Raw genomic sequence first — 14,519 nt, forward strand, 5'->3', positions numbered from 1 at the left:
AGCCGATTTATAAAATCACAGGTATCTATGCTTTTTTGGGGGGTAACCTGCTATCGTTTTTAATGTAATCCGATCAAGGTCTGGAAAGTACATCCATTGTAATTTTCAGTTGTATTAGTCCGGGATAGCTTTTTACATTCGTTTACTCCATCGGTGGTTACCATGGTCATAAATAACGATCTCCTGTTTTTTGGCGTGTCTTATACCGCTATATCACTCCAAAATCAATTTATCATATTATCTAGGGTCTCCACCAAATTAAACTCCGCACATCTGCGGAGTTTAGCGCAATTATTCTCCGCATCAAAATGATCTAAAATCGTTTACCTAATTCTGTGACACAAAATGGTGACTCTTACTCTTTAAAGGATATTGTAGATATACATTCGTCTTTGGAATAAAGCCAACATACATTGTTATAATAACACTTGGGTTAACAACCGCTTTGCCTTTCCATTTCCGTACAGATCAAGGGTCTGTTGCAGCTTATTTTTATCCATGATCCGGGCTTTTGATAAAACATTGGTTAGTACCTGTTGCTGATCTTCAGCTAATCTGTTTAGATTACCCGCCAGATCAACAAGCAAAAACTCCGGCGTCAGCTTTTCAGGAAAATGATGCTTAACCTGAAAATCAAATGTACGATTACCTAGTTCGAACTTCCCGTGTCGTTTATGGTTATAAACAGTACGTTGGTTATACAATTGGGTAGTACCCACACCTAATGCATTATACAGATTGGGAGACGTCAGCAGGAAACGATCATCTTTTAAGAATGAACGTACCAAAACTTCTTCCTCCGGGGTATTTTTCCAAAGCTGGAGTTTTTGGGATAATAATAAACACCTTGCGATAATTTCTGTAATACGCCCTCTTTTAGTAAAGCATGTAGATGCCTGCCTACTGATTTCGACCACTGCGTAAGTTCGTCCCTTCGATAAACCTGCCCTTCCTGCAAATGTGCTTTAAGATGTTCCAGCGTAGACATTTTCTTATTTTTTACAGAATTGGTGATAAATCAAAGATTATGCAAGTATTTTTATTAAAAATTCATGCAATATTTTCAAAACTAAGCTCAGCTTTTTTTGTAAAATAATGATTAGATAAGTTTAAAAGGATACCAATAATGGATAAAAGGATACATTATTGGCATCCGTATTTCATAAATTCCCGATTTTAAGTAATAATAACATTGGTTAAAGCCACTTTTCCGGTGCATCTCGGATAGTGAAGACAACCATAAAATTCGCTATGCGGCCCTATTCGTTTTATCATTGGCCCGGTACATTCGGGACATTTGATCCCCGCTTGCTCCGTTGAATTCTCCGTCATTTGCAATTCCGTAATAAATTTGCTGGGTTGATTTTCATTATAGATCAGATAATTTTTATACCGTGCCCTGGTTATTGCGACATAAAATACCCGCCGTTCTTCCGCATTTTCATAATCATCTCCTTCCTGAAGCAAATAGTTAAGCATAGGATCATCGGCCATTTCTGAAGGAAAGCCAAGAATACCAGAGTCAAGATCCAATAGAATCGCATAATCACAAGTCATGCCTTTCACGCCATGAGCCGTAAAAAATTTGATATCAAGCCCGGGATATTGATTATGTAAATAGCGCATGTCTCTTGGGGCATTGAGTTTATACCGGCCTATCATGAAAACGGAGGCATCAGGCTTTTCCGCATTGATCTTTCCTAATATTTCTGATAAATGCTGCGTTCTGAACCTGAGATATTGTTCCCGTCCACCACCTGATGCGACTTTAATAAATTCAAAACTCACATAACCCTCGGGAGCCGGCTGTTGAGCTATCAACTGCTTTGCGATTTGGGCAGGGTTCTTTTGAACAAAAGCGCTGCTCATGTTAAGTATTTGATCATTAAAACGATAAGTCTTTAAAATAGCCGTTTTGCTGGTCACTCCGAAGTGTTTTTCAAATTGTGTGATAATTGACAGGTCACTTCCGGTAAAACGGAAGATGGACTGCCAGTCATCACCCACCACGTAAAGCTTAACGCCCGGATTCTGAGCCCGGATAGCCTTTATTAACTCATAACGGCCGAGCGACATATCCTGAAATTCGTCTACCAGGATGTATTTATAAGGCTTATTGAACTCGCCGTTTCTAAAATGCTGAGCGGCTTGGTTAATCATATCGTTGAAGTCCACGGCTGGAATGCCTTTCAAATGTTGACCATATGCCTTGAAAAGAGGACCGATCACATCCAGAAATACCCGGAAGCGTTTATCACCCTTATCAGGATGCAACTCCTCCGGCAATTTGCCACATGATTTCATTAAGCCAAGAAAGACATAAATGAGATTAATAAAGTCTTCGTAATCGGCCGATTTCTTAATTTGTTCCAGTATTTCTTCGGGGCTACGCTCATGCATTTCAACCCCTTCGGCAAGCAATCTTTCTTTTAAGTTGCGGATCAGGTTCCCCTCTGACGCCTCAAACGAATATGATTTAACAAGGCGGGTTTTGTACTTTTCATGGATATGCTCTTTCCAGGCCATTCCGGCATGATAGTATTCCCGTGCAGTCTTGTATGGCGGCCTGGTAGTTAAACTTTTTGCCACATCGCCGTTACGGGTGATCCCGTAATGTTCATGCCAGATCTGATAATCTGTTAAATAAAAGTCGGGCTGGTAAACGCCAAACATGGGATTTCTATCCTCGACTTCAAGCGGGTAATGCCGCTCATATTCATACCTGATATTAAAGAGGCAGAAGAAATTGGCGATCTCCATTTCCTGCTGACTTTTAACTTTAATTCCGTCAAGCGTAATATTTTTAAAGCCCTGTTCATAGGTAAGATAATCATTCCTGGTCTCAAATTCCGATTCATCCTTGGGCGGCCGGTTGAAGAAAGCAAGGTAATTGACTGCTTTTCGCTGAAACGAAGGGTCGCTGATAAACAACTCATCGAATTTTTCCTGCAAATAGATTTTCGCTTTATCACTATCATCAAAGGCCAGACGTATTTCCTGATCAGAACAACTGCGACAAACCAGAAAGCCAAAGCTGTTAAATGTGCGCACTTCTAAGTTCTCTGCTCCAGGCATATTCTGACAAAACTTCCTGCACCGATCCCGCATTTCCAGAGCAGCATTATTCGTAAAAGAAATAATTAATAATTCATCGGGTGTAGCAATTCCCTTCTCCAGTAAATAGGCTACTTTTCCTGAAATAGTCGTCGTCTTTCCCGTGCCGGCACCCGCAAGTACCAAATTATTGTCCTCGTCCCGAATGATGGCTTCGGTTTGATCGGGAGATAAGGGGTAAGCTTCCAACCCGGCAAAAAAGTCGGCATATTTCACCTGTTGGCGCTTAACAAATTCGTTGTTGTAATCCTTTCGTTCAATAGCACACAAATCAAAGTTATTACAGAATGAACGTAATGCTTCCGCTATCCCGTCCACTAAGCCCATACTTACATAATCCGGAACGATGGCTTCACGCGTTACGCAGTAACTATTTAAGAATGCTTGTTCATCCGAATTTGCGAAATACCGTTCAAAACCGGTTAACCTGGTAAAAATAATATTGGCTTCCGTGACCTGATCAATAATACCTGGCAAACTTTGCTTAAAAGCTCTTTTTCTGCGCCAATCCCTGATCAAATACCAGATGCCAATGATGGAGATCAATAGTAAAATAAAACGAATAATATCAAAAGGGGCCTTTCGGTTGGACATAATTGTTGCAGGTCAAGGAATTGAAAGTTCTGTATAAAATTGCAAAATATCAAGTGAACAAGTTTCGTTGATTAGGGTTGCTGGAATTCAGGGCGGCCGCACAAATCAATTATGAATATAATGGTGACGAAATTGAAATTTTGCCCAGGGGAAAAAATCTCAAACTCTTTTTTTATTTGAAGCTATTGGTGGCGGGTTAAATCGGACCTTTAAAATCCCATTGGAAAAGTACCTGAACATACTATAAACAGTAATAATTAATCGGACGGTGGTCGCAAATTGTAACTACTGCTTTGTTAATTTGACTTATCGAAAAACTGGAGCCGGCATTTCATCCTACCGGCTCCTGCTTATTTAATTAAATTCAATTATGGTGCCTGAATCGCCCACTGTTGATTATTTCCGTTATTATTACCCCATTGCTGAACAAGGGCCCCAGCGGTTGTTGAGTTTCCCCCAATCTCCATCATTTTGCCACTCTGCACTGCTTTGATACTATAGTAACCTCCCGACGTTGCTGTTATTACCCACTGCTGATTTGTTCCGCCATTATAATCGTAAAGCTGAATTTTTGCGCCATCGGCCAGCGATTGTCCGTTTACGTCAAGTGATCTGCCACTCTGCACACCAATGATCTTATATTGGCCTCCACCGAGGTCCGTGATGGTCCAGCGCTGGTTGTTACCCCCGCTATAGCCCCATTGCTGAAGCGGCGTTCCGTTCGCGGTTAACTGCCCTTGTGCGTCAAGTGCCATACCGCTGTTACGGTTGATAATCTTGTAGGTACCATTAGAGATTGGTCCCGAGGCAGTATTCAAAACATTAAAGAAATTGATATTTGGCGTTCCTGATATGATGGTAAGTCTTACAGTATGAGGACCGTTAGCTGCACCGGCATATGTTCCGGCATCAATGGTTGCCCATGCACCGGCTGTCGAAGGAAGGGAAACCGTGCTTATCGCGGTGCCATCTACAGAAAAGGAGATGGATGAGGAAGCGGAAGAACCATACCGTAACTGAAATTTTGTACTGGCCTGCAACGGTAACTCTTTCCACTCCATCCACTCACCGGCCTGCGTAGATGTAACGTGCCAGCCACCATACGTATCATTCGTTTTTACAATATCCAGATTGCCATCCCGGAATGTATTGCCACTGTTGCCGCTTGACAGGTCATTATAGGTATCGCAGGCCTCGGCCTCCACTTTTAAATTATCGACATAAGCCTTACTTGTAAAACTCCTGAGAATATTGATACGCTGGTTAGGATAGTCATAGTAAGTTGCATCCTTGCTCCGCCATACGGTTGCGTTTTCTTCCCAATCGGTAAAGCCTTCAACCAGCGTTAAAAGTGAGCCCTGGTTTACGGTAGCAGCCAGGCTGTTACTAAAGGTTGCACCATGGTTAGGGTCGATAAAATCATTGCCAATTTTAAAGCCGGGCACGGTCATCCCGATTTTTTTATTATTGAAAACAATTGTTTCGCCGATGCTGGTTGTTCCAAACCAGGGTTGTAAACCATCAATAACCGCCGGATCATTGCATTGGCTGTCGTTATTTATCCATGATGAATCTACAAGAATGTAAGGATTAAATCCAAAGGTGGACTGGCATTTAGCCCTGATGAACTGAAGGATCTTTTTTAAGTTTCCATTGCCCCTGTTTGTACAGAAAGGATCATTCACTGACCAGAAAATAATGACGGGCCTGCCTTCTATCTTAAATCTTTTTGAATCAGGAACAGCAGTATACGCTGCTTTAAGATCGTAGTCCCATATGTATTTATAATTGGCGGTGTCGGCGCAGTCAAACGGAGGCACATAACCATAACCCAGGCCTTTATCTAAATTCCGGGATGCGGTCCATGAAGCCGGAACATCATCAAAAAGAGCGATTTTAAACGAATTGCTCAATCCCCTGCGGTCCATCGCGGCCACCAGGCTGGTAAGCCTTCTCGGATCACCGGCATCGCGCGGATCGTTTGGAGTATATCCGCGACAATCGGGGGCTACAAAATCCACCCCGCTGTAAGCCAGTTCCTCCGCTATGTTGTCCCACCAGTCGTCGTCTACTCCCGACGATTTAAACAGCGACATATTGTAAGTGACATTACCCGCTTCGCTGGGATTGTGGCCGCCGTCCCTTGAACCGCCATTGAAACCCATGGTCACCCCAACATATTGACCGGGTAAAGCCGCGGAAAGCTTCGTAAATCTTTGCCCCGGCATATTCGCGGGTACATTCTCAGGGTTATTTAAGCCGTTCATCGGCTCCATCTTTTTTAAACAGCTTGTCAAAAAGAACAATAACCCAAGCTGAAGAAATAAAAATAAATGTCTTTTTTTCATAATTTGATTTAATTGGTGATTATATAACTGATTTAAATGTTGATTACGGGGTTAACTATGGAGGCCGATAAACATGTCCATGCACCCCTTCACTACACATTAATAAAAAATATTTCATCAGACGGAATTTGGGATGGTTTTCGAAATCCAGCTCATTAACGGCTTAGCCTATAGTATGATCAAAGTCTATATGGCCGGAAAACGACCTGGTTTATAATTAACTACAAATTAACAGGCAGGGGATTAACAGTATACTAACAGATAAATAACGCGCTGAAAAAGATGCACTTCTTGTAAAAAAAACATCTTCAAAGAATAGGATGAGGTGGTATCAAGCAGCTGACAGGAGCTATACACTGCGGCATTTTAAGGATTTTCGCAGCAACGGTTAATGTCTTCATTTAACCGGCAGAAAAAAGAAAATAATTCCACTCCTCTATGGATCAATCCGGAGTTATCTTACCCTTGCCATGCTTCAGGAGGAAATCTGACGCAGGGATCGTTCTTTGGCCGGCTTCGTACTACGTTGCATAATATACATTTTTTTGAGCTGGTCTTACATTATTGGTAACTGGCCCCGATAACAAGGATTTATCCTAAACCGCTTCCTTTGGCTAATCTTCTTCCGTATGCGATAAGATCAGCGGCATATCTTAATTCATCATTGTTCCATTCCAACAAAGCTTCCTCTACCTGCTTATGCCGGGATAAAGCGGCGGAAAGTGCAACACCGTTTTCGTATGCCTTTGCTGTACCGGAGGCCGTGTGCGGCCTTACTACTGACGCGGCATCTCCCAAAATAACAACCCTTCCCTCGTACATTTTCGGCACCTCCATATCAACGATTGTCTGCACAAATGGATTTGTGGTTTGCAAAACCCTGTCCCTTAAAATATCGGGCAGCTCTTTTTGCGCCCTTTCGTGCAACTCTGTGACACTTTCCGTACTTAAAAAGGTAGCAGGTATACTGAATTGCCTGATTAATCCATTTTTATCGGTCATCAGGCGATCGAGTTCCGATTTTGTTTTGTTAAGGTACCAAACCCAGTTTAGCTGCCGGCCGCCCTTTTCCAACTCGCCATGGTTTCCGGGTACCAGGTAAGCCAACAGATGGGAATTTGTATACGGGTACAAGGTGAATTTATTGGAGAAAAATTCAATTTCTTCTTCGTTCAGATCTGATTCCGGTATCAGGCCCCGGTAAGCGACATAACCACTGTACAAAGGTGCTATTCCCGGGGAAATATGCTCCCGCACCACAGAACTATAACCATCAGCTCCGATAAGCAAGTCAGCGGCAACCTCTTTTCCATCGGAAAAAACACCGTGTACAGTCTTATCATTTTGATTCAACGATTCCAGCTTGTGGTTATAGTGATAGTTTTCCGCCGGGAAATAGTTTTTGAGTTGCCTCCATAAATAATTCCAGGAGGTAAAAGAAGTGTCGTTTTCATAACGAAGGGTCACATGCCCATGCCCGTTCAATATTTGTCTCTGTGTCGCTGGAACGCCAAACTGCTGACGGTTGCTGATATCATTACTGATCATATAGTCCATCAGGCCGGGTTGCACAACCAGGCCTGCCCCTCTTCCCTGCATTTCAGATGCGGAGCGTTCATAAATATCAACATCATAACCAGCTTTTTTAAGCGCAATCCCTGTGATAAGGCCCCCTATAGAACCTCCAATGATTATTGTTTTCATATCATGCTATTCGTACTTAAAACTGACCTGTGATGCCAATATTCGAACCAATCAAAAACCACTGATAAACAACATCTTATATAAAAACCAACTTAATACATCTGCGATATTTCGTGAATTCCCGAAATGAACATGATCCGGTCACAATTGTCAAGTTCTGCAGGACTATATATCCTTATCAGTATATACTTTTTATATTGATCATATTGGTTAATTTACGAAATATCGTAAGCCCTTCAAACCTCAATACAAAACAACCAACTGATTAACAGTTAATTAAATAAGGCACCCGGATTGTATAAACTGATTGAAGTCATTGATACGGTGGGCGTCCGGAGTGAACAATGGCTGTGTTTGGTGTTTTTGTGCTATTGCACGTGATCAAAGACATAAATCAATGAAATTACTGTTAAGAGCTCTTTTACCTGCATTAATATTATCTTATCTGGCGCTGCCGGCCTTTGCCCGGCCCAATCCCCAAACTGCCGGTCTGAATAAAAATTCGCAGATTAAAAATCGTCTTTCCCGCTCCGATACAGCTTCGGCCAGTGAAAAGCGTCTTCCTGCGTCAAAGTATCATCAGGAATATAAAGGGATTAATGATTCTGCCCGGAGCAAATCTTTAGAGAAGCAACTGGCAGAATTACAGCAGCAAATTGACATAAACAAAAAACACCAGCATACCCAATTCCTCGTCCAACAGGCGCAGATCCAAAGAAACAGAGCCAGGAATGAGACAACCACCCGTTATATTTTTATTACAAGTCTTATAATGTCTGGCGTCTTCGCGGGAATGATGTACAATCGTTACCGGATAAAAAAACTAAGTTCCGATTCGCTGACAGCAAAACAACAGGAGATCAATGATAAAAATGAACTGCTTCAAATATTACTGACAGAAAAGGAATGGCTGTTAAAGGAGATACATCACCGGGTAAAAAACAATCTGCAGATCGTGATCAGCCTGCTTAACACACAATCATCTTACCTTGAAAGTGAAGATGCGCTTCAGGCTATAAGGAACAGCCAGCAGAGAATGTATGCTATTTCACTAATCCATCAGAAATCCTATCAATCGGAGAATATGGAGACGATCGATATACCCGACTACATCTGCGATCTCGTAGAATATTTAAAGGAATATTTTAAAAACGACAAAAGAATAGAATTTATCAGCGACCTGGAACCATTAAAACTGGATGTCGGGCAAGCGGTTCCGCTCGGACTGATCCTTAACGAGGCGATCAGCAACTCAGTGAAATATGCTTTTGACAGTATAAACAGCCATAATATAATAACCATTCAGCTTAGCCGTATCAATGAATGGTTTTACCGGCTTTGTATATTCGACAACGGAAAAGGACTGCCTGAAGGATTTGATCCGGATGAGAGCAATTCACTGGGTATAAATCTGATGAGGGGGCTTGCGCAGCAATTGAATGGTGAATTGGAAATCGTTTCAACCGGGGGGCTGTCAGTGTGTGTAAATTTCAGGGCGGCGGGAAACGACAACCTGAACAATATCCCGCCTGGCTGATGCTGCTTTAACCGGCTTAGTGTTTTCAAGCCGGATTATTTATCTATATTTATTCCACGGTGAATAAGACAAACTCCTTGATAAATTATTTGCGGTGGTTGGCGGTTTTTGCAGCAATATGTTGTACGTGTTTGTCAGCATCAGGACAAGAAACATTGCAGTACTCATTGCAGGATCTGAGAGACTTACTGGCTAAGGCAAAGAACAGCGAGCAAAAAGCTATTGCTCTTTCGCGCCTGAGTAATTTTTACGTTTATAACAAAATCCGCTCTGCCGGTAACCTGGATAGCGCCCTTCATTTTGCCCGGGCGGCTGTAGCCCAGTTGAAACAGGCCGATGGTGCTTCATACGAAGATGCGGTGACTGCTCTTGGCAACGCGTGCATCCGGACCGGGTTAACCCGTGAAGCACTGAATTTATATGACAGAAGCACCGGGCGACTGCGTATCCGGCTCGCGGTGAGAATTGGGAAATTTTACCTGTACCGCCCAGGGGAATTCAAGTCCGACTTGGATAGTGCGGAGTTTTTTATAAATGATGCGGTGAGAGAAAGCAGGAAGTTAGGCGACAACTATTTAGAAAACAACGCTGCGTACTACCTGTGTGACGTCAGCAGTGAAAGAGGTGATATCAGTAAGTCACACGCGGGTTTTTTAAGTTTGGCTGACCACTGTGTACGTACAGGAGACTTCCAGAATGCCGGAGAGTGCTATTCCAGGCTTGGCGATCACGCGAATTTTACAGACACGACAGGAAAGCTGAAAAACTACCGGCAGGCCGGCAGATTATTTGCCAAAGGACATCTGACAGAACTCGAAATAAATATCCGGAAGGCAATAGCTGATGTACACTTTCGTGCCGGCAAACTGGATCTTGCCGAAAAAGAACTGGCTTCCGTATTGAACTGGTACACATCGAACAAGTATAAAGGTGTTCAGGATGTCTATTTTCTTTACTCCATGCTTTACCGCTTCAAGGGAAACCTTGAAAAAGCCCTTGATTATGGTCTACGGGCCGTTGAATGTGCAAATCAAACCGGAAGTGACCAATCGATAAGCTATTATTATAATGCGCTCGCGCAGATCTGTAACGACCTGGGAAAGGAATCCGAGAGCATCAGCTGGTACAGGAAGACCCTGGACCTGCTGCACCAGGAAAACTCTGACCTCATGTACAATAGTCTTAAAGATCTGTCTGATTATTATATCAAACGCGGGCAGGCCGGTGATATCCTCGCACAGCTGGAAGCAGCAGATAATCGCAACAAGCTGACTGCGCTCGACAAGGAACTGATCGCAGCTATAAGGGGAAATTGTTACCTCTCCCAAAAGAACTATTCGAAGGCTGAGCATTATTACCTCGAAATGATCAGGTGGGAAAGTGCTGCCCGGATACACACGTATAACTCTGCAGACTCTTATTTCACCATCGCTAATTTCTACCTGGCACGCGAAAAATTCCGCGATGCGGAGTATTATCTGAATAAAGTACTTTCATTACCGCCCAGTACCTATCCCCCCTCCAGAATAAAAGAAGTCTACTTAAAGCTTTCCGCTGCAGACAGTGCGAAGGGTGATTTCCGGGCCGCCTATAGACACTATAAGCAATATAAGACTTTAAATGATTCATTGTTTACCGAAGATAAATCGAAACAGATACAGGAACTGTTGATTAAATACGATACAAAACAGACGGAGAACGAAAATCAGCTGTTAAAAAAAGAGAGCCAGATACAAAAAAATCAGCTGCAGCGGGCTCAGCTCTATACCCGCATCACCATTGCCGGAATTGCCGCTTTATTGCTTATCGTGTTCCTGCTGTATGTTTATCTCCGGTACCGGCGTAAATCCGAACGCACGTTCAAGCTCCAGGAGCAGGAGATCAGAAAGCAAAACATATCCCTGGAAAACCTCATCGGAAAACAAGCAAAACTGATCAGCGATAAAGAAAGACTGATCAAAGAGATACATCACCGGGTTAAAAACAACCTCCAGGTAGTGATGAGCCTGTTGAATACCCAAATGCACCATATCCAGAATGAAGAAGTTGTCAATGCACTAAAGGACAGCCAGAACCGGCTGTATTCCATTTCCCTTATCCACCAGAAACTATTCCAGAATGATAACGTTTCGCTTGTCGAGATACGTCCCTATATCATTGACCTGATGAAGTATCTCTGTGATACTTTTCATTTTAGCCAGGAGATAACCTTTGATATCCAGGTGGATGAACTGTATATAAATATCAACCAGGCCATTCCATTGGGTCTGATCCTGAATGAGGCCATTACTAATATCATCAAATATGCCTTCCCCGGAAACCGGCCGGGGAAGGTGACCGTTATCTTTCATGTACGTGAAGATGGCAATTATGAGCTTCGTATAGCGGACAATGGCCTGGGCCTCCCATCCGGGTTCGAGTTCAGTAGCAGTAATACCCTGGGCATGGTGCTGATGCACGGCCTCAGCGAGCAGCTTGGTGGAGATTTAAAGATATATGACGATCATGGTGTTGTGATATCTGCGGTCTTTCCGCGGCGCAGCGACGAAGAACACGATGACGGGATACCGGATACTGAGCCTGTTTAACCTGCCAAACATTTTTTTAATTGTATTTCATAGCTTAACGTCCCTGAATCCGGGGAGAAGATTTGTTTCCATCTTTCTTTCAGGTTTTAAGTACGATCTTACCGTGATAAGCGCCATTTTCTGCCAGTGAATGCGCGTCGGCCATCTGGTCCAGATCGAAGGTGCGAAAAATGTGCGATTTTATCGCGTTGCTTCCCAGAAGCCCCGCAATACGCTCCATCCCTGCTGCACCCGGCCGAACGGGATCAGAAAATCCCCGTATCCCCCTGTAAGCAGCGGTATCCGGAAATATGTTTCTGGGATCGGGGAACGTGTCGACCATTGTCCCGCCCCACCTGATCATTTGCAGCATTTCATTCCTCCAATTGCCGCCGCTGTTGTCAAGGCCGAAATCGACGAGCATTCCTGCAGCGATCCGGCGGTTTATATCCCCCCAATCGAAGTGTAAATCTGCACCGAGACTTATAATGAAATCCCGGGATGCCAGGGCGGAAATGCCGTAGACCTGTGCGCCCAGATGTTTGGCTATTTGTATCGCATAATGTCCGGTACCATCGGTTGCCCCGCTGATCAGCACCTCCTGTCCGGGGCGTACATCGCCAAGATCGATCAGTGCTGTTGCCGCGGTAAGTGCCGACATCGTAGCCGCTGCGGCTGCTTCATGGGAAATAGCCGCGGGTTTCCGGGTTAAAGACATCGCAGGAGCCGAGACGTACTCCGCGTATGTCCCTCCGGGAAGCGGATATCTGATCATTCCGAATACCTCATCGCCGGGCTTAAACGATATAACTTCTGCACCTGCAGCCTTAACCACGCCGGATACATCCCAACCGGGAATCAACGGCATATCACTCCGTCCTGTTTTTAAATCCTTACCCAGTCGCTGAAGTATATCTGCCTGGTTAATACTGATCGCCTTTACGGCAAGTAATACCTCACCGGCACCAGGCTCCGGGATATCCATTTCCCGTATCCTCAGGTTTTCAACCGAACCAAATCCCTCTAAAACTATTGCTTTCATCATACTTTGCTTTTTTTGTTTTGTAAGACACCTATATGGTTTGCAATTCCTTTACCTCATCCCGGTAACTTTAAACAGGGCTTATGGCTGACGTCCTTTTCTTATGCGATCTCTTTCCCGGGTATCGAATGACACTACTATAAAGATTTATTACAGATTTACCTGGGTTGCTATAATGAATGAACCTTTGGATGATTGCTGCCTGTCAGCAACCACAATTGGCCGCGTCTGATATTTAAAAGAAATCCTGGCATGGTGACCGTCCAGATAAACATTTCCGCCGGCACTCCAGTAGGTGAACCTGGCATTTCCATACCGCTCAAATTGCTGAAGGCTGAACTCTCCGAATGGCTGTAGTCGGATGCTGCCCTTGAATAAGTTCTTCGGAAGCAGTAATCCTGCCTGGGTAAACCAGGAATTACCTGTTCCGATGATCGGGGCAAGGTTCCCAAAACCGGCCTCCGAAACTATTCCGGAATAGTTTGCCGCTTCACTAACATTCTCATTCATGATGGAACCAAACCGGAGATAATTGGGGCCAAAATCGTAATGGTAAAACACACTGTATCCGGTAAAGGCCCAGTTTTTTTTACTGTCTCCAAAAGGCAGATCAGCGAAGGCATCAATCGCCCACAGCGTAATAGAATGGCGGATAAGCGGCGAAGCAGCAGTATTATTGGCTTGCGTTACCGTACCGTCACCGGTGTTGTAATACCCTGCTCCTATGTTAAAAACCCGCATTGTCCCAACATAAGTGCCAGTCGTGTAAGGCAGCAGGTCGTTTTCATGATCCAGAAACTGCCATGCCGCATAGCCTGTAGTAGACATTTTTCCGGTAGCATTATTGTCAACTGCGTAGTTGATTTCGGGAGAGCCGGCCGGGTACGCAACAGCAGTTGATAAAACGGTGAATGGCTTATTAAGAGCCCACCTGTAACTTACCGGGCCGATATTTCCTTTGAAATAGATACCGATCTGCCGGGCAAACTGGTCAGAAAGATCGACCAGCGGCCAGTTATAAAGGGGGACATCCAGCGCAAGATAATTTGCCGAACTTGAAGTCGTCATCCTGCTAAGCCCCATCCAGTAATGCAAACCGGTTCCGATGTAAAGTGACGCCGGCCTTTTTTTATTGGACACCGGATCCTTATCCGGGAAAACCGTATACTCATTCCACAGATCATGCAAATAGATTCCGGGTTTCTTGCCAAGTGTTCCGGCATAAGCAGCTGCGCCGTTGCCGGTGTTGCCACCCCCGGGCGCGCCGCCACTGGAAATTGTTTGGTTATCGATGCCGATATCGGCAACGATCAAATACCGAGAAGAAAGCTGGCTGTAGGTTAAAAAGCGGAATTGCCGTAAGCTAAAATCGGTGTAACCGCTTTTTTCAATACCGTTAACAGCGGTGCCCGGATTGGCAGCGGTCTGTCTGGCCCAAAAAGTTGCCCAGGTGGAAAAGCGGATATATTTCTTTCCTGTACTATCCAGTTTAACAGTCATGCCATCCTTATATTCAGATGAGCCGCCCTGCCCCCGGACAGTATCTGTCACGAATAGCGAAATAAAAATGCAGACCAGTATATACTTAAAGTTTTTCATGAGGAGCCTGATGT

Annotated in this window: 8 protein-coding genes; 2 read left to right on the top strand and 6 right to left on the bottom strand. The window is 44.0% G+C overall.

All coding sequences use genetic code 11. The features are described from left to right. Positions 1 to 416: 416 nt before the first annotated feature. From ACFFGT_RS02265 to ACFFGT_RS02280, 4 genes are all read right to left on the bottom strand, one after another. Positions 417 to 917: a hypothetical protein gene (locus ACFFGT_RS02265; protein ID WP_377020873.1), complete on the bottom strand. Its 501-nt coding sequence runs from the start codon at positions 915 to 917 to the stop codon at positions 417 to 419. 259 nt (positions 918 to 1,176) lie between these two features. After that, complete coding sequence (locus ACFFGT_RS02270) at positions 1,177 to 3,591, bottom strand: UvrD-helicase domain-containing protein (RefSeq protein ID WP_377020874.1); 2,415 nt, start codon at positions 3,589 to 3,591, stop codon at positions 1,177 to 1,179. Positions 3,592 to 4,076: 485 nt separating this feature from the next. Further along, a complete protein-coding gene (locus ACFFGT_RS02275; protein WP_377020875.1) occupies positions 4,077 to 6,056 on the bottom strand; it encodes a DUF5010 domain-containing protein in 1,980 nt (659 codons plus the stop codon). 591 nt (positions 6,057 to 6,647) lie between these two features. Next, on the bottom strand, positions 6,648 to 7,760 hold the full coding sequence (locus tag ACFFGT_RS02280; protein WP_377020876.1) for an FAD binding domain-containing protein: 1,113 nt from the start codon (positions 7,758 to 7,760) through the stop codon (positions 6,648 to 6,650). Between the two features lie 397 nt (positions 7,761 to 8,157). On the opposite strand from ACFFGT_RS02280, the gene ACFFGT_RS02285 reads away from it, so the two are divergent. Together ACFFGT_RS02285 and ACFFGT_RS02290 are read left to right on the top strand one after the other, a co-directional pair. Continuing rightward, the gene (locus ACFFGT_RS02285; RefSeq protein WP_377020877.1) at positions 8,158 to 9,297 is read left to right on the top strand and encodes a sensor histidine kinase; all 1,140 of its coding nucleotides are present in this window, start codon (positions 8,158 to 8,160) and stop codon (positions 9,295 to 9,297) included. A gap of 155 nt (positions 9,298 to 9,452) precedes the next feature. After that, the gene (locus tag ACFFGT_RS02290) at positions 9,453 to 11,885 is read left to right on the top strand and encodes a tetratricopeptide repeat-containing sensor histidine kinase (protein ID WP_377020878.1); all 2,433 of its coding nucleotides are present in this window, start codon (positions 9,453 to 9,455) and stop codon (positions 11,883 to 11,885) included. Between the two features lie 79 nt (positions 11,886 to 11,964). Here ACFFGT_RS02290 and ACFFGT_RS02295 read toward each other — a convergent pair whose 3' ends face one another. Next, positions 11,965 to 12,909, bottom strand: coding sequence for an NADP-dependent oxidoreductase (locus ACFFGT_RS02295; protein ID WP_377020879.1), 945 nt, complete (start codon positions 12,907 to 12,909; stop codon positions 11,965 to 11,967). A 147-nt stretch (positions 12,910 to 13,056) separates the two neighbouring features. Further along, positions 13,057 to 14,505, bottom strand: coding sequence for a hypothetical protein (locus ACFFGT_RS02300; RefSeq protein ID WP_377020880.1), 1,449 nt, complete (start codon positions 14,503 to 14,505; stop codon positions 13,057 to 13,059). Positions 14,506 to 14,519: the final 14 nt, after the last annotated feature.

The organism is Mucilaginibacter angelicae (assembly GCF_042434235.1).
Classification (GTDB): Bacteria; Bacteroidota; Bacteroidia; order Sphingobacteriales; family Sphingobacteriaceae; genus Mucilaginibacter; species Mucilaginibacter angelicae.